This is a genomic window from Agromyces sp. Y182 (assembly GCF_059445385.1).
In genome coordinates this window covers 2,873,904-2,892,162 of record NZ_JCAIUF010000001.1, presented here as the reverse complement: position 1 = coordinate 2,892,162, position 18,259 = coordinate 2,873,904, and the positions used below count along the sequence as shown (strand labels likewise).

General features: G+C 68.4%; 20 protein-coding genes. 2 read left to right on the top strand and 18 right to left on the bottom strand.

Features of this window, described 5'->3' with window-relative positions; translation table 11 throughout:
- Nucleotides 1-33 precede the first annotated feature (33 nt).
- Nucleotides 34-990, top strand: a complete 957-nt coding sequence (gene coaA, locus AC1C2R_RS13305) for a type I pantothenate kinase (protein ID WP_495352962.1) — start codon at nucleotides 34-36, stop codon at nucleotides 988-990.
- An 84-nt stretch (nucleotides 991-1,074) separates the two neighbouring features.
- Here coaA and glmM read toward each other — a convergent pair whose 3' ends face one another.
- From glmM to AC1C2R_RS13215, 18 genes are all read right to left on the bottom strand, one after another.
- The gene (gene glmM, locus AC1C2R_RS13300; protein ID WP_495380221.1) at nucleotides 1,075-2,436 is read right to left on the bottom strand and encodes a phosphoglucosamine mutase; all 1,362 of its coding nucleotides are present in this window, start codon (nucleotides 2,434-2,436) and stop codon (nucleotides 1,075-1,077) included.
- 23 nt (nucleotides 2,437-2,459) lie between these two features.
- The gene (rpsI, locus tag AC1C2R_RS13295; protein ID WP_495352960.1) at nucleotides 2,460-2,945 is read right to left on the bottom strand and encodes a 30S ribosomal protein S9; all 486 of its coding nucleotides are present in this window, start codon (nucleotides 2,943-2,945) and stop codon (nucleotides 2,460-2,462) included.
- Nucleotides 2,946-2,988: 43 nt separating this feature from the next.
- The gene (gene rplM, locus AC1C2R_RS13290) at nucleotides 2,989-3,435 is read right to left on the bottom strand and encodes a 50S ribosomal protein L13 (protein WP_495352959.1); all 447 of its coding nucleotides are present in this window, start codon (nucleotides 3,433-3,435) and stop codon (nucleotides 2,989-2,991) included.
- Nucleotides 3,436-3,653: 218 nt separating this feature from the next.
- On the bottom strand, nucleotides 3,654-4,634 hold the full coding sequence (gene truA, locus AC1C2R_RS13285) for a tRNA pseudouridine(38-40) synthase TruA (protein WP_495380220.1): 981 nt from the start codon (nucleotides 4,632-4,634) through the stop codon (nucleotides 3,654-3,656).
- Nucleotides 4,631-5,974 carry an acyltransferase family protein gene (locus AC1C2R_RS13280; protein ID WP_495380219.1) on the bottom strand — a complete coding sequence of 448 codons (1,344 nt, stop codon included), beginning with the start codon at nucleotides 5,972-5,974 and terminating at the stop codon, nucleotides 4,631-4,633. Before AC1C2R_RS13280 ends, truA begins: the two co-directional genes overlap by 4 nt.
- A gap of 123 nt (nucleotides 5,975-6,097) precedes the next feature.
- Entirely contained in the window at nucleotides 6,098-7,135 is a 1,038-nt protein-coding gene (locus AC1C2R_RS13275; protein ID WP_495380218.1) for a GNAT family N-acetyltransferase, read from the bottom strand.
- 86 nt (nucleotides 7,136-7,221) lie between these two features.
- On the bottom strand, nucleotides 7,222-7,758 hold the full coding sequence (gene rplQ, locus AC1C2R_RS13270) for a 50S ribosomal protein L17 (RefSeq protein ID WP_495380217.1): 537 nt from the start codon (nucleotides 7,756-7,758) through the stop codon (nucleotides 7,222-7,224).
- A gap of 50 nt (nucleotides 7,759-7,808) precedes the next feature.
- Nucleotides 7,809-8,798 (bottom strand): DNA-directed RNA polymerase subunit alpha, encoded by a 990-nt coding sequence (locus AC1C2R_RS13265; protein WP_495352954.1) that lies wholly within the window; start codon nucleotides 8,796-8,798, stop codon nucleotides 7,809-7,811.
- A gap of 164 nt (nucleotides 8,799-8,962) precedes the next feature.
- Nucleotides 8,963-9,361 (bottom strand): 30S ribosomal protein S11, encoded by a 399-nt coding sequence (gene rpsK / locus AC1C2R_RS13260; protein WP_170024924.1) that lies wholly within the window; start codon nucleotides 9,359-9,361, stop codon nucleotides 8,963-8,965.
- 45 nt (nucleotides 9,362-9,406) lie between these two features.
- Nucleotides 9,407-9,781: a 30S ribosomal protein S13 gene (gene rpsM, locus AC1C2R_RS13255; protein WP_495352953.1), complete on the bottom strand. Its 375-nt coding sequence runs from the start codon at nucleotides 9,779-9,781 to the stop codon at nucleotides 9,407-9,409.
- A 179-nt stretch (nucleotides 9,782-9,960) separates the two neighbouring features.
- Nucleotides 9,961-10,077 (bottom strand): 50S ribosomal protein L36, encoded by a 117-nt coding sequence (rpmJ, locus tag AC1C2R_RS13250; protein WP_282836964.1) that lies wholly within the window; start codon nucleotides 10,075-10,077, stop codon nucleotides 9,961-9,963.
- A gap of 68 nt (nucleotides 10,078-10,145) precedes the next feature.
- Nucleotides 10,146-10,367 carry a translation initiation factor IF-1 gene (gene infA, locus AC1C2R_RS13245; protein WP_495352952.1) on the bottom strand — a complete coding sequence of 74 codons (222 nt, stop codon included), beginning with the start codon at nucleotides 10,365-10,367 and terminating at the stop codon, nucleotides 10,146-10,148.
- A 200-nt stretch (nucleotides 10,368-10,567) separates the two neighbouring features.
- A complete protein-coding gene (locus AC1C2R_RS13240) occupies nucleotides 10,568-11,719 on the bottom strand; it encodes a mannitol-1-phosphate 5-dehydrogenase (RefSeq protein ID WP_495380216.1) in 1,152 nt (383 codons plus the stop codon).
- The gene (locus tag AC1C2R_RS13235) at nucleotides 11,716-12,156 is read right to left on the bottom strand and encodes a PTS mannitol transporter subunit IIA (RefSeq protein ID WP_495380215.1); all 441 of its coding nucleotides are present in this window, start codon (nucleotides 12,154-12,156) and stop codon (nucleotides 11,716-11,718) included. The genes AC1C2R_RS13240 and AC1C2R_RS13235 overlap by 4 nt, the downstream gene beginning before the upstream one ends.
- A gap of 30 nt (nucleotides 12,157-12,186) precedes the next feature.
- A complete protein-coding gene (locus tag AC1C2R_RS13230) occupies nucleotides 12,187-13,719 on the bottom strand; it encodes a PTS mannitol transporter subunit IIBC (RefSeq protein WP_495352949.1) in 1,533 nt (510 codons plus the stop codon).
- 19 nt (nucleotides 13,720-13,738) lie between these two features.
- Nucleotides 13,739-15,421 (bottom strand): phosphoenolpyruvate--protein phosphotransferase, encoded by a 1,683-nt coding sequence (ptsP, locus tag AC1C2R_RS13225; RefSeq protein WP_495380214.1) that lies wholly within the window; start codon nucleotides 15,419-15,421, stop codon nucleotides 13,739-13,741.
- A gap of 45 nt (nucleotides 15,422-15,466) precedes the next feature.
- Nucleotides 15,467-15,733, bottom strand: a complete 267-nt coding sequence (locus AC1C2R_RS13220) for an HPr family phosphocarrier protein (protein ID WP_495352947.1) — start codon at nucleotides 15,731-15,733, stop codon at nucleotides 15,467-15,469.
- A gap of 88 nt (nucleotides 15,734-15,821) precedes the next feature.
- Entirely contained in the window at nucleotides 15,822-16,133 is a 312-nt protein-coding gene (locus AC1C2R_RS13215; protein WP_495352946.1) for a PTS sugar transporter subunit IIB, read from the bottom strand.
- Between the two features lie 224 nt (nucleotides 16,134-16,357).
- Between AC1C2R_RS13215 and AC1C2R_RS13210 the strand changes: the two genes are divergently transcribed.
- Complete coding sequence (locus AC1C2R_RS13210) at nucleotides 16,358-18,256, top strand: BglG family transcription antiterminator (protein ID WP_495380213.1); 1,899 nt, start codon at nucleotides 16,358-16,360, stop codon at nucleotides 18,254-18,256.
- Nucleotides 18,257-18,259: the final 3 nt, after the last annotated feature.

Here is an 18,259-nt window from a genome sequence, read left to right as displayed (position 1 = left end):
CGCCGTGCCCGAGCGGCTGACTACACTGGCACGGTGCCTGATCCGCAGAGCCAGTCGTCGCCCGCGGCGCAGATCTCCCCGTTCATCGAACTCGATCGAGCCGACTGGGCCGCGCTCGCACCGTCGATGCCCTCCCCATTGCGCGAGACCGAGATCGTGCAACTGCGCGGTCTCGGCGAACCGCTCGACCCCCGAGAGGTCGCCGAGGTCTACCTGCCGCTCAGCCGGTTGCTGAACCTCTACGTCGGCGGCACGAAGTCGCTGCACAAGGTCACGAGCGAGTTCCTGCGCGAGCGCTTCGAGTCGACACCGTTCGTCATCGGCGTCGCCGGCTCGGTCGCCGTCGGCAAGTCGACGATCGCCCGATTGCTGCGCGAACTCCTCGCTCGCTGGGAGCACACGCCGCGCGTCGAACTCATCACGACCGACGGGTTCCTGTTCCCGAACGCCGAGCTCGAACGGCGCGGCCTCATGGCTCGCAAGGGTTTCCCCGAGTCGTACGACCGCCGTGCACTGCTCCGCTTCGTGAGCGAGGTGAAAGCCGGTGCGGCCGAAGTGCGCGCGCCGTTCTACTCGCACCTCGCCTACGACATCGTGAACGACGCGCAGGTCACCGTGCGTCGACCCGACGTGCTCATCGTCGAGGGCCTGAACGTGCTGCAGCCGCCCGGCCCCGGTCATCGTCTTGCCGTGAGCGACCTCTTCGACTTCACGATCTACGTCGATGCGCGCACGAGCGACATCGCGCGCTGGTACGAAGAACGCTTCCTGAAGCTCCAGCGCGGAGCCTTCGCGAACCCGCGCTCGTACTTCCATCGCTACGCGAGCCTCACCGAAGCCGAGGCGCGTGCGCGGGCACGCGAGATCTGGCACACCATCAATGAGCCGAACCTGCTGCAGAACATCCGCCCGACGCGGTCGCGCGCATCCCTCGTGCTTCGTAAGGGCTCTGATCACACCGTCTCGAGCGTGCTGCTGCGCAAGCTCTGAGCGCCCCGAACGGATGCCGCGGCATCCGCCGGCGTCGCGCATCGAGTTGCCCGATGAGGCACAGGCCCGGGCGACTCGGGAACGTCAGAGGGACAGTCGTTGCCTGACGACGGCCGCGAGCGTCTCAGCGTGTCGCTCGGCGGCCTCTTGGTCGGCGGCTTCGACCATGACGCGCACCATCGGCTCGGTGCCGGAGGGGCGCAGGAGGACCCGCCCGGAGTCGCCGAGCTCGGCCTCGACCGCGGCGACCGCGGCAGCGATCGCCGCATCGTCACCGAGCGCGTGGTGGTCGACGCCGCGCACATTCACGAGCACCTGCGGGTAGACCGTCATGACCGAGGCGAGCTCGGCGATCGTCTTGCCGGTGCGCGCCATCTCGGCCGCGAGGTGCAGGCCGGTCAGTACGCCGTCGCCGGTCGTGGCGAACTCGCTCATGATCACGTGGCCCGATTGCTCGCCGCCGAGCGCGAGCCCTTCGGCCGCGAGCGCTTCGAGCACGTAGCGATCGCCGACCTTGGTCTCGACGACGCGGATGCCTCGTTCGGCCATCGCGCGACGCAGGCCGAGGTTCGACATGACCGTCACGACGAGCGTGTCGTCGGTCAGTGTGCCGCGTTCTTTCATCGACACCGCGAGGATCGCCATGATCTGGTCGCCATCGATGACGTTGCCGTCGGCGTCGACAGCGAGGCAGCGGTCGGCGTCGCCGTCATGGGCGATGCCGAGATCGGCCCCGTGCTCGACCACGGCCGCCTGGAGTTGCTCGAGGTGGGTCGACCCCACGCCGTCGTTGATGTTCATGCCGTCGGGGTCGGCTCCGATGACGATGACGTCGGCTCCGGCGTCGGTGAACGTCTCGGGCGAGACGCCAGCGGCAGCGCCGTGCGCGCAGTCGAGCACGACCTTCAGTCCGTTGAGCCGGTGGGGCAGCGTGCCGAGCAGATGCACGACGTAGCGGTCTTCGGCATCGGCGAAGCGGCGGATTCGCCCGACGCCGTCGCCGACCGGAGCGAGCTTCGGCCGGCCGAGGAAGGACTCGATGCGGTCTTCGACCTCGTCGGGGAGCTTCGTACCGCCGAACGAGAAGAACTTGATGCCGTTGTCGGGCGCGGGATTGTGCGATGCCGAGATCATCACGCCGAAATCGGCGCGGATCGAGTCGATCAGGAACGCGGTAGCCGGCGTCGGGATGACACCGGCATCGAGCACGTCGACCCCCGAGGCGGCGAGGCCGGCCGAGACGGCAGCGGTAAGGAACTCACCGGATACGCGCGGGTCGCGCGCCACGACCGCGACGGGCCGCCGGCCGGCGGCTCGACGCCCTTCTGCGTGCCGCCCCTGAGTGAGGACGGCGGCAGCAGCCTGAGCGAGGCCCAGGGCGAGGTCAGCCGTGAGTTCACGGTTGGCCAGGCCCCGGACCCCGTCGGTTCCGAAAAGCCGAGGCATCTACGGAGATCCGGGCGCTGAGATCAGCGCTTCGAGAACTGCGGCGCCTTGCGGGCCTTCTTGAGACCGGCCTTCTTGCGTTCGATGACGCGAGCGTCACGCGTGAGGAAGCCCGACTTCTTGAGCGTCGCACGGTTGTTCTCGCGGTCGATCTCGTTGAGCGCACGAGCGATGGCGAGGCGCAGTGCGCCGGCTTGGCCCGAGGGGCCGCCGCCCGTGATCTTCGCGACCACGTCGTAGGAGCCGGTGAGCTCGAGCACCGTGAAGGGATCGGTGATGAGCTGCTGGTGCAGCTTGTTCGGGAAGTAGGCCGCGAGCTCGCGACCGTTGACGGTGATGCTGCCGGCGCCGGGAACGAGGCGCGCACGGGCGATCGCCTGCTTGCGGCGACCGACGGCGGCACCGGGCACGGTGAGCACGGGGCGGGGGGTGCTGGGAGCGGCCTCAGCGGCGCTCTCGGTGGTGTAGCTCTCGGGAGCCGCTTCGATCTGGTCTGCGATCTTCGCCATGGTGGTGTGAATCCTTATTTCGAGAACGTCGAGGGTGCCGGAATTACTGGGCGACCTGGGTGAGGGTGTACGGCTTCGGCTGCTGAGCCGAGTGCGGGTGCTCCGGCCCGGTGTAGACCTTCAGCTTCTTGAGCTGGGCCCGACCGAGCGAGTTCTTCGGGAGCATGCCGCGGATCGCCTTCTCGACGGCGCGGACGGGGTTCTTCTCGAGGAGCTCGGCGTAGCTGACGGCCTTGAGGCCGCCCGGGTACCCCGAGTGGCGGTAGGCCTTCTTCTGCTCGAGCTTCTGGCCGGTGAGGGCCACCTTGTCGGCGTTGACGATGATGACGAAGTCACCGGTGTCGACGTGGTTCGCGAAGATCGCCTTGTGCTTGCCGCGCAGCAGGGCTGCGGTGTGGCTCGCGAGGCGACCGAGCACGATGTCGGTTGCGTCGATGACGACCCAGTCATGCTGGATGTCGGACGGCTTGGGAGTGAAAGTGCGCGTCACGGAAGTGCTGCTTTCTGATCGAGTGAGGGGTTCGTGAATCCCACTCCGGTGGGTGTTCGCCCGCGATGCGTTCGAACGCCCTGGTGGAGGGCTCAACTTCGCATGTCGCCGCAGAGGACGACACCAAAGGGAAAGCTTAGCGGGTCGAGGCGCGGGCGTCCAATCCCGCGGGTGAGCCGCAGTCTGCGTCAGCACAGCTCTGCGTCACCACAGCTGCGTTAGCGCAGCTCTGCGTCGATCGGATGCGCCCGGAGCGCGCGCCGCGCACGGGTCTGCGCCGCCCGCGCCTCGAGCTCGTGGTCATCGGGGTATCCGACCTCGGTCAGCACCAGACCCTTCGCAGGCATGACCTTGAAGGCGCTCGTCCGCTGCCCCGCACGAAGCAGTTCCAGGGGTGATTCCACGCCAAGACGCCCCTCGCCCACTGCAACCACCGCGCCGATCAACGCGCGCACCATCGAGCGGCAGAAGGCGTCGGCCTGCAACGACGCCACGAGCACCCCGTCGGCGTCTCGGCGCCACCGATAGGACTGCAGCGTTCGGATCGTCGTCGCCTCGGCGCGCGGCTTGCAGAACGCCGCGAAATCGTGCAGGCCGACGAGCGACTCGGCCGCCGCCGACATCGCCCGGTCGTCGAGGGCACGCGGGATGGCGACGGTGCGACGCCGCTCGAGCGGGTCGCGTCGAGCGGATGCATCGGCGACGCGGTACTCGTACCGGCGCCACATCGCCGAGAACCGGGCGTCGAACCCGTGAGGCGCACGATCGATGCCGTTGACGACGACATCGGCGCCCGCCCCGAGGATGCCGGTGAGTCGTCGTGCGAGCACACCCGCCTCGCTCGCAACCTCGGCCGGGTGGCCTCGTCGCGGCCGCGTCACTGCCCGCAACGCATCCACTGGAACATCGAGGTGCGCAACCTGCCCGATCGCATGCACGCCGGCATCGGTGCGCCCGGCGACCGTGAGCGTTGGAGCCGCACCCGTGCGCCTGAACAGGGTCGCGAGCGCGTCTTCGAGCACCCCCTGCACGGTGCGCTGCCTCGGCTGGCGGCTCCACCCGTTGAAGTCGGTACCGTCGTAGGCGATGCCGAGTCGAAGGCGCACCACGGATGACTCGACGTCGACGTTGCCCGCCGCGTCCGACTCACTCACCTCGTCGAGGTGCAGCCCGCCCGCGGCATCCGCTCGTTCGATCACCGCACCAGCCTAGGGTCGGAATCACCGTCTCGCGCACTGCCCTTGACCCCTGGCGCCGCCGTTTCGGCGGGTGCCCGCCGGGATGGCGGTGCGACGGCGACCCGCGCACCCGGACCTCCGATGGTGAGCATCACGACCGCACCGGTCACGAGCGCCCAACCCGTGAGTCCGACCTGCCATGGCAGGTACCCCCGCGTGAGGATGACGCCCACACCGACGATCGCGATCACGGTCCATACGATGACCGCGGCGAGCGGCGTGCTGCGCTCACCGGGGGCAGGCCAACGCGCCTCGAACCTGGGAACCACGAGGCAGCACAACGCCACCACGAGCGCGATCGCCGCGATCCAGATCGGGCGCGTCGCCCACCATGCCGGCGAGAGCACCGGCGGAAACGCCAAGCCGAGCAGGGCTTGACCGCCGACGACGACGGCCATGGCGAATGTGTGCCAGAGGTAGATGACCATGCCGTACACACCGAAGACGTAGACGCCGCCGAGCACCGCCCTGCGCTGCATCGCACGGCGGATCGCCGGCTGCGCCAGTGCGAACAGCGAAACCTGCCCGACTGCCAATGCCAGGATGCACAGGGTGGGCGGGTTCAGGTTGTCGAGCATGTCGTGCGAATACCCGAACACCGTGACGAGCACCGCGATCACGCCGTAACTCGCGGCCGCCATGGTCCAGAGCACGATACGGGAGCGTCGGGCGAACCAGCCGTCGCGCAGCCCGAAACCGAGCTGCTGCGCGAAGAGCCACACGAACAGCCAGTTGAGCGGCCCAACAGGAAGGCCGGCAGCACGTGTCGCCACATCGACCGCGACGACCCCGCCCGCGAGCCCGAGATATGCCACCCACGGCACGTGCCGATGCAACGTCGACATGACGGGCACGAGAGCCGTGCATGCGATGTACACGGGGATGAACCACAACGGCTCGGCGAGCCGCATGGCGAAGGTGCGCATGAACTCGAAGTCGGCACCGCCGACGAGCATCGCCGCGAGCACGACGCCCACGGCTGCGACCACCGAGACCACGGGACGTGCGAGCCGGATCGCGCGCAGCCGCACGTAGTGCGCGACCGTCTCGCCGTGGCCGCGAAGCCGCCGCCATTGGGTGATCGAGGCGAACCCGCCGCAGATGAAGAAGACCGGCATGATCATGAGCGGCCAGGTCGCCCAGGCGAGCGGCTCGAAGCCGTCGAGCGCGTTGAACGCCCGCAACGGCGAGCCGCCGATGCCCATCTGCAAGGCGTGCAGCAGCACCACGACGGGAAGGCAGAGCGCTCGGGCGAAGTCGATCGACAGATCGCGGTCGACCGGAACCCGAAGCGTGGACATGCGACTCCCTCTCACCCACCGGATGGCGGGCGTCGAGCACCGATTCTGGCAGAAACGCGATCGAGCCCCATGCCGCTGTGGACAACGGAACCGTGCGAACGGATGCCGCGAGCAGCCGGAGCGCTACACCACGATCGTGTAGCTGGTTTCGCTGGTCGCCGCCCTGAACCCCATGCGCTCGTACAGGGCGAATGCACCGGTGGGGCTCGCGGCGTCGACCTCGAGCGTGGAGTACTCGAGCCCGGCGGCACCGGCGGCCGCGAGGTGGGTCGCCAGCAGCGCCTTCGCGATGCCGCGCCCGCGTTGGCCGCGCACCACGCCGACCAACGGGATGTGCGCACTCGAGAAGCCCTGCCCGGCCCAGCCGTCTTCCTTCACTTCGGCGAGGACGAACCCCACGACACGGTCGCTCGCCTCTTCGACGGCCACGACCGAGAGATCGGGGCGGAACACCGCGCTCGAGGCGAAGGCCCGCCATTGCTCTTCGGATGTCGGCTGGCTGCCCCAGTGATCGCGGAACGCGTCGTTGCGAGCCTCTCGCACCTCGTCGACCCGCGATGACGTCAGCATCTCGATGCGAACACCGTCGCCGGGGCGAGCATCGTCGATCGGCTCCCCGAGGTCACGGCGCAAGCCCGCGAAGTACCGCGCAACGCTGAACCCCGACGACTCGAACAACGGACCGGCTCCGTGCGCGCGGTCGTCGGTGAAGGCCATGATCCAGCCGGGTAGCCGCAGGTCGGATGCCGCGAGCTGCTGCTCTCCCCGAGCGCGCTGCCATTCGAGGAGGACCCGGCCGATGCCGCGACGACGCAGCTCAGGATGCACGCCGCCCGCGAGAATCGTGCGCACGAGCGTGTCGTGCACCGGCGGGTGGTACGCAATGCCCCACGCCACCGCCCGACCGTCGGCATCGAGCCCGACGACCGTATCGAGCTCGCGGTCGACGAACGACATCCCGAGGTCGTCGGCGAGCTCCTCGCGCGGCACCGCGTACTCGGGATGGTCGACTGCCGCCATGGCCGCCTCGAGTGCGACGAGCAGGTCGAGGTCGTCGTCGCCGACCGGGCGCCATGCCTCGACGTCGGGATGCGAAAGGGGCGGGAGCGTCTCGGGAGCCGCGATGCGCTCGAAGAGCGGCGGCAAGTCGTGCTCGGTCACACTTTCAGCCTAGACGGCGACACGTGCGCGGCACGCAGAAGGCCCCGGTGCAATCGCACCGAGGCCTTCGTGAACGAGTGTCGAGACTACTTGGCCTCGGCGGCCTCGGTCTCGGCGGGCGCCTCGTCGGCGACAGCCTCGGCCGTCTCATCGGCAGCAGCCTCGGTCTCGACGACCTCGGTCTCCTCGACGACCTCGGCCGGAGCATCCTCGGCGACGGGCGCCTCGGCGGCGGCCGGCTTGGCTGCGCGCTTCTTCGGGGTCACGGGCTCGAGCACGAGCTCGATGACCGCCATGGGCGCGTTGTCGCCCTTTCGGTTGCCGATCTTCGTGATGCGGGTGTAACCGCCTTCACGGTCGGCGACCTGCGGTGCGATGACCGTGAACAGCTCGTGCACGACGGTCTTGTCGCCGATGACACCGAGCACACGACGACGCGCGTGCAGGTCACCGCGCTTGCCGAACGTCACCAGACGCTCGGCGAGCGGACGCAGGCGCTTGGCCTTCGTCTCGGTCGTGGTGATGCGCTTGTGCGTGAACAGCGCAGCAGCGAGGTTCGCGAGCATCAACCGCTCGTGGGCGGGGCCGCCTCCGAGGCGGGGGCCCTTCGTGGGCTTCGGCATGGTTCGTTCTCTCCAGTAGGTGGGGGTGGGTGGGCGGGCGCAGTGCCTGCCTAGTTGTTCTCGTCGTCGAAGCCCGTGTAGAAGTGGGCGCCATCGAACCCGGGGACCGAGTCCTTGAGCGACAGACCCATTTCGGTGAGCTTGTCCTTGACCTCATCCACCGACTTCTGACCGAAGTTGCGGATGTTCATGAGCTGCGACTCCGACAGGGCGACGAGCTCGGACACCGTGTTGATGCCCTCGCGCTTCAGGCAGTTGTAGCTGCGCACCGACAGGTCGAGGTCTTCGATCGGAATCGAGAGCTCGCTGGAGAGCACGGCGTCGACCGGCGCGGGGCCGATCTCGATGCCCTCGGCGGCGGTGTTCAGCTCGCGGGCGAGGCCGAACAGCTCGGTGAGCGTGCGGCCCGCCGAGGCGATCGCGTCGCGCGGCGTGATGGCCGCCTTCGACTCGACGTCGACCACGAGGCGGTCGAAGTCGGTGCGCTCGCCGGCACGGGTGGCCTCGACGCGGTAGGTGACCTTGAGCACCGGTGAGTAGATCGAGTCGACCGGGATCTGGCCGGCCTCTGAGTACTCGTTGCGGTTCTGGCTGGCCGAGACGTAGCCGCGGCCGCGCTCGATCGTGAGCTCGAGCTCGAACTTCGCCGAGTCGTTGAGCGTCGCGATGACGAGCTCGGGGTTGTGCACCTCGACGCCGGCCGGAGCCGAGATGTCGGCGGCGGTGACCTCACCCGAACCCTGCTTGCGCAGGTAGGCGGTGATCGGCTCGTCGTGCTCGCTGGAGACGACCAGGTTCTTGATGTTGAGGATGATCTCGGTGACATCCTCCTTCACGCCCGGAACGGTCGAGAACTCGTGGAGCACGCCGTCGATGCGGATGCTCGTCACGGCTGCGCCGGGGATCGAGGAGAGGAGGGTGCGACGGAGCGAGTTGCCCAGGGTGTAACCGAAGCCCGGCTCGAGGGGCTCGATCACGAAACGCGAACGGAACTCCGAGATGTTCTCTTCGGTGAGCGTCGGGCGCTGTGCGATCAGCACTGTTGATTCCTTTCGGCAGGGTGTCCGCTATATGACACCTGCGAGTACGAGGATCTTGAGTTGAGTGAGAGAACGGATCGCTGGTCGAGTAGGCCCCTCAGGGCCGTATCGAGACCGCGGGGTCTCGATACGGGCGCGAGCGCCCTACTCGACCAACGTGAGAATCAGACGCGACGGCGCTTGGGCGGGCGGCATCCGTTGTGCGCCTGGGGCGTCACGTCGTTGATGCTGCCGACCTCGAGCCCTGCGGCCTGAAGGGAACGGATCGCGGTCTCGCGGCCCGAGCCGGGGCCCTTGACGAAGACGTCCACCTTCTTCATGCCGTGCTCCTGCGCCTGGCGGGCGGCCGACTCTGCGGCCAGCTGCGCGGCGAACGGGGTCGACTTGCGCGAGCCCTTGAAGCCGACGCCGCCGGAGGAAGCCCAGCTGATCACGGCACCGTTGGTGTCGGTGATCGAGACGATCGTGTTGTTGAACGTCGACTTGATGTGGGCCTGGCCCACTGCGATGTTCTTCTTTTCCTTCTTGCGCGGCTTGCGAGCTGCCGTCTTGGGTGCTGCCATGATTTCTCCTGAATCCTAGAGGCGCTGGATCGCTTAGGCCTCGGCCTAGCGAGCCTTCTTCTTGCCGGCCACGGTGCGCTTCGGTCCCTTGCGGGTGCGAGCGTTGGTCTTGGTGCGCTGGCCTCGGACCGGGAGACCGCGACGGTGGCGGATGCCCTCGTAGGAGCCGATCTCGACCTTGCGGCGGATGTCGGCTGCCACCTCACGGCGCAGGTCACCCTCAACCTTGAAGTTGACCTCGATGTAGTCGCGGAGGGCGATGAGCTGCTCGTCGCTGAGGTCCTTCACGCGAATGTTTCCGTCGATGCCGGTCTCGGCGAGCGTGGTGAGCGCTCGCGTGCGGCCGACGCCGTAGATGTAAGTCAGTGCGATCTCCACGCGCTTTTCGCGCGGGATGTCGACTCCTGCCAGACGTGCCATGTGTGGCTTCTCCTGTTTCGAAGTGGAGGTGTGGAACAACGCCGGTGCCCGGGCCTCCGACCCGAGGTGTCCGTATCGCTGATCGAGTAGCCGCGAAGCGGCGTATCGAGATCGATACTTCTGGCGCTGCCGATATGTTCAGTTGTGGGGAGCGGGGCGCGTGCGCCCCTTGTCTGCGACTAGCCCTGACGCTGCTTGTGGCGCGGGTTGGCCTTGCAGATGACCATGACGCGGCCGTGGCGGCGAATCACCTTGCAGTGGTCGCAGATGGGCTTGACGCTGGGGTTGACCTTCACGATTGTTCCTTGATTTCGCTGTCCTCGTACCCGCGGGACGCCGCGAGCCGTTACTTTCCGAACAGCCCTTACTTGTAGCGGTAGACGATGCGGCCGCGCGTCAGATCGTATGGGCTCAGCTCCACGATCACGCGGTCTCCGGGGAGGATGCGGATGTAGTGCTGGCGCATCTTCCCTGAAATGTGCGCGAGGACCTTGTGCCCGTTCGAGAGTTCCACCCGGAACATCGCGTTCGGAAGGGCCTCGGTGACCGAGCCTTCAATCTCGATGACGCCGTCTTTCTTGGCCATAGCCTCACTATCGCTTGGAGTTTGGGATGCTGGTCGTGCGATGGTTCTGCGCAGAACGCAGCCCCGTCAGGACACAGAAGATCTGTGGGAACACAGACCGTCAGGCATGCCGAAGCAGGCGTGCAGAACACCAAGGGTCAACTATAGGCGATTCGTGCCCACTTCGCCAGTTGAGCCACGGATGCCGCGCCGACGGCGCTTCACGCGGTCGACTGCGCGTCCGTGAACACGGCGATGAGCGCGGCCTCGAGCGGATGCCCCGCCTCGATGCCCGTCACCTCGTGCACGAGCTCCGTGGCGTCGCGCGCCGGCAGCAGTGCCTGCAGCTCGACGCTCTCGGGGTCGGTCGGCACATCGAAGCGCAGGGCGGCGCCGACCGCGGCGAGGAGGCCGTCGACCGAGCCGCCGCGCTCGGCGAGTTCGGCCGCCGGACCGATGAACCGCTCGTGCCTCCCGAGCTTGCGCAGCGGCTGGCGCCCCACACGCTCGACGGTGTCGGGCAGCTCGGGGTTGCGGAAGCGCTCGAGGATGGCCGCCCGGTATTCGGCCTGCTGCGCCTCACTGAACTCGTGCTTGTCGACGATGAGCGCGGAGGTCTCGATGAGCACGCGCTCGACGGCACTGGCCACGGCCGGATCGGCGAGCGCCTCGGCGATGCGCTCGTGCCCCGCGAGGAACCCGAAGTAGGCCGTCGCCGCGTGCCCGGTGTTCACCGTGAAGAGTTTGCGCTCGATGTACGGTGCGAGGTCGGCGACGAAGTGCGCGCCGGGGATCGCGGGCGCCACCGCACCGAACGGCTGGCGTTCGATCGCCCATTCGAAGAAGGTCTCGACGGTGACGTCGAGCCCCGCGCCGGGCGCCTGCGCCGGCACGATCCGGTCGACCGCGGTGTTCGCGAACACCGCGCGTGCGGCGAGCGCCGGCCACTCCGATTCGGTGACGAGCGTGGCCATCTCGTCTCGCAGCACGTCGGTGGCGTTGATCGCGTTCTCGCAGGCCATGATCGCCAGCGGCGGGGCCTCGGCGGCCCGCGCACGCAGCGCGGTCACAAGGTGCGGGGCGATGAAGCGCAGGATGGTCGGCCCGACCGCGGTGGTCGCGAGGTCGGCGGTCTCGAGCTCGGCGGCGAGCGCCGCGGCATCCGTCGCACTGTTGACGGCGCGATAGTCGTCGACGACCCGGTCGCGGTCGCCGGCGCCGACCTCGTGCACGGTGTAGTGGTCGGATGCCGCGAGCGCATCGATCAGCTCGGCGTTCACGTCGGCGAACACGACCTCGTAGCCCGCCTCGTGCAGCAGGAGACCGACGAAGCCGCGCCCGATGTTGCCGGCGCCGAAGTGCACGGCTTTCACGAGTCGTTGACCTCCGAGAGGAGTGCGAAGATCTCCTCCGCAGACCCGGCGTCGACGAGCGCCTGCACCGAGTCGTCGTCGGAGAAGATGATCGCGATCTTGGAGAGGATCTCGAGGTGCTCGTTCTCGAGCCCGGCGATGCCGACGACGAAGCGCACCGGCTCGCCGCCCCAGTCGAGAGGCTCGTCGTACCGCACGAACGAGAGCGCGGAGCGCACGATCGCGTCCTTGCCCTCGTTCGTGCCGTGCGGGATGGCGAGGAAGTTGCCCATGTAGGTCGAGACGGATCCCTCCCGCTCGAGCATCGAGTCGAGGTAGTCCGGGCGCACCGCGCCGGCATCGACGAGGATGCCGCCGGCGTCGCGGATCGCCTGGTCTCGGTCGGCCGCACGAGGTACGAGCCGCACGTTCTCAGGAGAGAGGATCTGTTCGGTCATGGGCCGTTCCTTTCTATCGGCGCTGGCCTTTCAGCGCACGCCTTCGGATTCCAGCAAGTGCACGATCTCGTCGTACTTCGGCGAGTTCATGAAGTTGTCGACCGAGATGTGCAGGGCGTTCGGCGACTGCAGTCGTGCCCGGTCGGTGAGGTCCTGGTGGGTGACCACGAGGTCGACGTCGTCGGTGAGGCTGGCGATCGACTTGTTCGTGACGTCGACACTGTCGATGCCTGCCTTCTTGATCTTGTTGCGCAGCACTGTCGCGCCCATGGCGCTCGAGCCCATGCCGGCGTCGCAGGCGAAGATGATCTTGTGAATCGGCTTCCGCTCGAACGCCGCAGCCTCGCCCTCGCCCAGCAGGGCACCGCCGGCGGCCGCACCGTCGGCTTGGAGGTCTGCCAAGACGCTGCTCGACTTGCCCTTGTTCGCCTGTGTCTTCGCGATGGCCGCCGAGAGATCGCCGGCGTCTTCCTTCGCGAGGTCGCGCTTGCGGCTCGCCCTGAGGATCACCGCGGAGACGAGGAACGAGACGGTCGCGGCGAAGACCACCGAGAGGATGACTCCGAGGTAGCTGTCGTTCGCAGTCTGGAGCAGCACCGCGATGATCGACCCCGGTGCGGCGGGAGCACGCAGCCCCGACTGGAAGAGCACGTTCGTCGCGACACCCGTCATACCGCCGGCGATCGCAGCGAGGATCAGCATCGGCTTCATCAGCACGTACGGGAAGTAGATCTCGTGGATGCCGCCGAAGAACTGGATGATGATCGCACCGGGCGCACTCGCCCTGGCCATGCCGACACCGAAGATCGCGAACGCGAGCAGGATGCCGAGGCCGGGGCCGGGGTTCGCCTCGATGAGGAACAGGATCGACTTGCCGGTCTCCTCCGACTGCTGGATGCCGAGCGGCGTGAACACGCCGTGGTTGATCGCGTTGTTCAGGAAGAGGACCTTGCCGGGCTCGACGAGGATCGACACGAGCGGCAGCAGTCCCGCGACCACGAGCCAGTTCACCGCGGCCTCGAGGCCGTTGCTGACGAACTCGACGGCCGGCGCGAACGCGAAGAAGCCGGCGAGCGCGAGCAACAGTCCGAGGATGCCGGCCGAGAAGTTGTTCACCAGCATCTCGAAGCCGGCCTTGATCTTGCCCTCCCACAGCTTGTCGAGCTGCTTCATGATCCACGCGGCGAGAGGGCCCATGATCATGGCGCCGATGAACATCGGGATGCCCGCGCCGACGATCACACCCATGGTCGCGATGGTGCCGACGACACCGCCTCGGGTGTCGTAGACCATGCGCCCGCCCGTGTTGGCGATGAGCAGCGGCAGGAGGTAGGTGATCATCGGGCCGACGAGGCCGACGTACTCATTGCCGTCGGCGTCGGGGAAGCCGCCGAGCGCCGGAACCGGGAACGGTCCGGCTTCGATGAACAGGGCGGTGATGAACCCCCACGCGATGAATGCCGCGATGTTCGGCATGATCATGCCGCTGAGGAAGGTGCCGAACTTCTGGACGGCTACCCGGCCTCCCCCTGGCCGCTTCGTGTCCGATGACGTCGTCGTCATTTTGATGCCTCTCTGATGGTCACGACGCGGATTCCCGGGTCGTGGTGATGTCGGTGGCGGCTGCGTCAGCCGCCGCTCGGGCTTCGGCCGCTCCCTCAGCGGCCAGGGCTGCCTGCGCAAGCGCTTTCGCCTCGCTCAGGCTGTACCGCGCGAGGGATGCGCGGACATCTGCGAGTGCCGATGGTGACATCGACAGGCTCGTGGCACCGAGTCCCACGAGCACGACGGCGAGCAGCGGGTCGGCGGCGGCCTCGCCGCAGATCCCGACGGGCTTGCCGAGTTCGGCGCCTGCATCGCCCACGTCGGCGATCAGCCGCAACACGGCCGGATGCCACGGGCTCTGCAGGTTCGCGACGGTACCGAGCAGTCGGTCGGCCGCCATCGTGTACTGGGTGAGGTCGTTCGTACCGATCGAGGCGAAGTCGCACGCGGCGAGCACGTGGCGCGCGATGAGTGCCGCCGACGGGGTCTCCACCATGACACCGGCGACCCTGATGCCGAGCTCTTTGGCGAGCGCCGTGAAGTACCGCGTCTCTTCCACCGTCGCGATCATCGGCGCCATCACCCAGAGCTCGGCGTCGGTCACCGAGTCGGCCGCGGCGAGCGCGGTCAACTGCTCCCGGAGGATGACCTCGGAGTGCCGAAGCGATCGGATGCCCCGGAGCCCGAGTGCCGGGTTCTCCTCGGGCGCGTCGTTGAGGAAGGCGAGCGGCTTGTCGGCGCCGGCGTCGAGCACGCGCACGACGACCTTCTTGCCCGCGAATGCCGTGAGCAGCCTCGTGTAGTGCTCCTGCTGCTCTCGGACGCTCGGCGCGCTGTCGGCGTCGAGGAAGAGGAACTCGGTGCGGAAGAGCCCGACGCCCTCGGCGCCGAGCTTGAGCGCCTCCGCGGCCCCGTCGGCCGAACCGAGGTTCGCGAGGAGCGGCACCGGAGTGCCGCCGGCGAGTGCGCCCGGAGTCACCGGCGCCGCCTCGAGCGCCGCGCGCTCCGCGATGCGGGCCTTCGCGTCGGCGAGCTGCTCGGGCGTGGGCGAGGCGATCACGACATCGCCCGCGGCGTCGACCACGACCGTATCGCCGTCGGCGAGGCTCGCGGCATCCGCTGCCCCGACGACCGCGACGATGGACTTCTCGCGGGCGAGGATCGCGGTGTGCGAGGTCGGGCCGCCGTCGACGGTCACGAGTCCGAGCACCTGGCCGAGGTCGAGCGTCGCGGTGTCGGCGGGCGCGAGGTCACGGGCGACGAGCACGAACGGATACCCCGGATTCGGCACACCGGGGGCCGGAAGCTTCAGCAGGTGCGCGATGACGCGCTGGGAGATGTCGTCGAGATCGGCTGCGCGCTCGCCCATGTACCCGCCCATGCCGGCGAGCAGGTTGCGGTAGGCGGCGAACGCCTCGTAGACGGCGCGCTCGGCGGTCTTGCCCGTCTCGAGCAGCTTCGTCACCTCGTCGATGAGGCTCGGGTCCTCGGCCATCATCGCCTGGGCCTCGAGCACGTCCTTCGCGGCTCCCCCGGCTTTGGCCCCGCGGCTGGCGAGCTCCGCCCCGACGACCGAGAGCGAGGCTCTCGCCCGCTCCCCTTCGCGTTCGGGGTCGAGATGGCTCGGTCGGTCGACCGGCTCCGGCAGGCGCTCGGCCATCCGCACCACCGGCCCGACGGCCACCCCCTGGCCGATGCCGGTGCCCGTGATCTCCATCATTCGCCCTCTCGAGTCGTCGGATCGAAGGAAGACGGATGCCCCGCCCTACTCGTCGTGGTCGGTGCCGAGCAGTTCGATGAGCTCGTCGAGCACCGTCTGTTCGTCGCCGCCCTCGACGACGAGCGTGACTTCGTCGCCGTGATCGATGCCCTGCGAGATGACCCCGAGGATGCTCGCCGCGTTGACCGGCTTGCCGCCGGCCTTGCTGAGCGTGACCGTGGCGCCCGAGGCTGCGACGGCTTGGGTGAAGAGCTTGGCAGGCCGTGCGTGCAAGCCATGCGTCGATCCGATTCGAACTGTTCGTTCCGCCATGATTCCGGTCTCCGTCGCGAGTGTCCGTTCCCTCGTTCACCATAGCCCTCCGCCGCGAGTGAGGGAGCGGTGAGCACCGCGCGGCGGATCATGATCGTGTCCTGGTCGCGGCGAGCGCGAGATCGAGCAGCGCCTCGCCGTCGGCGGCGGTGGCCGCATCGTCGGGCAGGAGCGCGACATCGACGGATGCCGCGGCCGCGCGTTCGCTGAGCGAGTCGAGCTGATCGCCGAGGTGCGCGCCGATGAGGAGCAGATCGGCTCCGGGCAGCACGGCATCGAGCCCGGACAGACTCGTCGCCTTCGCTTCCAGCGGCAGGCCGCGGGCTTCGGCGGCCCGCCGGAGACGCACGGTGACGAAGGTGCTCGAAGCGCCGGCGCCGCAGACCACGATGATGCGCATCCGATGCCTCCTCGCCCCGCCGCTCGCGGTCTCCGTCGATCGTCTCGCACACGGCCCGAGCCGCGATCACCTCGATTCTCCGCCCCCGTCGCGGCTTCGCTCCAGCACATTCGCTTCCGCTCCCCCGGAAACTCCTCTCGTGTGGGCGGGCATCCTGTCGTGCCGATGGTTGACTGTGTGCACTGCCCGGGCCGAGAGGTTCGGGTAAAACCCGGGAGATGTGCGTGGCCGAGAACTGGAAGCGACTCGTCGAGATGCTCGTCGAGCGCACCGATTGGACGACCGGCGCCGAACTCGCGACCCGGATCGGTGTGACCCCGCGCACCATCCGCAGCTATGTCGCGAGTGCGAACACCGACGCCATCGTGGTCGTGTCAGGGCCGTTCGGGTACCGGCTCGATCGCACAGCATGGGCCACGGCGCAGGCGGGCCGGCCGGCGCGAACCTCTCCCGCAGCACGTGCCTCACGCATCATCCGCGCCCTCGCCGATGCCGATGCCGGTCTCGACGTGTACGAGACGGCGTCGTCGCTGCATGTCAGCGAGTCGACGATCGAGGCCGATCTCGGCCGCATCCGGGCGCGACTGACCGGCACGGGTCTCGCCCTCGTGCGTCGCGGCCCACGCGTGAGCCTGAGCGGTCCCGAGTCCGCGATGCGGCGCCTGCTCGGCGCCCTGTTCCGCGAGGAGGCGACGCGCGGCATGCAGGGCACGGTCGCACTGCGCGCCGCCTATCCCGAGCTGCCCGCGTTCAGGGAGTCGCTCGTCGCGCAGCTCGCTGAAGCCGGCTATGCGCCCAACGAGTACGCGTTGGACGACGTGCTCCTCCATATCGCCATCGCCGTCGATCGAGTCGGCCACGACCATCGGCTCGACGCCGACGAGCTGCCGGCACCGGCTGACCGCGCAGACCGCGAACGCACCGCACTCGGGGAGTTGCTCGACGGGGTCATCCGCACGCGGTTCGGCACCGCGGTCGGCGACGCCGAACTCACCCACCTCTCGCGCCTGCTGGGCACCCGCGCGGCGACGCGAACCCTGCCGGCGACGGATGCCCCGGGGCCGCCCCTCTCCTCCAGGTCCGCGCTGGTGCGCGCGGTGGTGGGGAAAGCGGCCGACACTTACCTCGTGGAGCTCGACGATGACGAGTTCATCGAACGCCTCGCCCTGCACGTCGACAATCTCGTCGCGCGCTCGGCCGAGCACCGGCCGTCGCGCAATCCCCTGACCGCGACGATCAAGTCGGCGTATCCGCTCATCTACGACCTTTCGGTCTACATCACCCACGAACTCGCGATGGCCGAGGGAATCGTCTTCGATGACGACGAGATCGCCTACATCGCGATGCACGTCGGGGCGTATCTGGACCGTCGCCGGGCGAGCGCCGAGCGGGTGCGCGTCATCATCGTCGCGCCGGCCTACCACGACGTACATCTGGCGCTCGCCGAGCGAATCACGAAGGCCTTCCCCGATGACATCGACTTCGTCGGCCTCGTCGATCACGCCGGAGTCGAATGGTCGAGCCTGCCGGCCGAACTCGTCGTCTCGGTGCTCGCCCCACCGGTTCCGACTCCGAATTTCGTACGGATCTCGCCGTTTCCCACGGAGGCCGACCTCGAACGCATCCGATCCGAGCTCGGTCGCATCCGGCGGGTTCGGCGACGCGCGCGCCTTGCCGTCTCGCTCTCGCAGTACATCGCGCCCGAGCTCTTCGTCCGCGGCCTGCACGGGCAGGATCCCGAACGCGTCATCCGCCTCCTCGGCGACCGCATGATCGCCGCGGGCGTCATCGACCACTCGTACGTCGACGGCACGCTGGAGCGCGAGCGCCTCTCATCGACCGCGTTCACCGAGTACCTCGCGGTGCCACACGCGATGACGATGTCAGCCGATCGCACCGCAATCGCGATCGCGATCGACGAGACACCCATCGACTGGTCGGGCGCCCGCGTCAACGTGGTCGCCCTCATCGCATTCGCCGAAGACGGACGAGCCGAGTTCCAAGATGTCTTCGACCAGTTCGTGGAGACGTTCTCGGAGCGCTCGAACGTCGAGCGTCTCGTTCGCGGTGCCACCGACTACCCGGGCCTGCTGGCGGAACTCGCGCGGCTCATGGAGCCGTAGTCG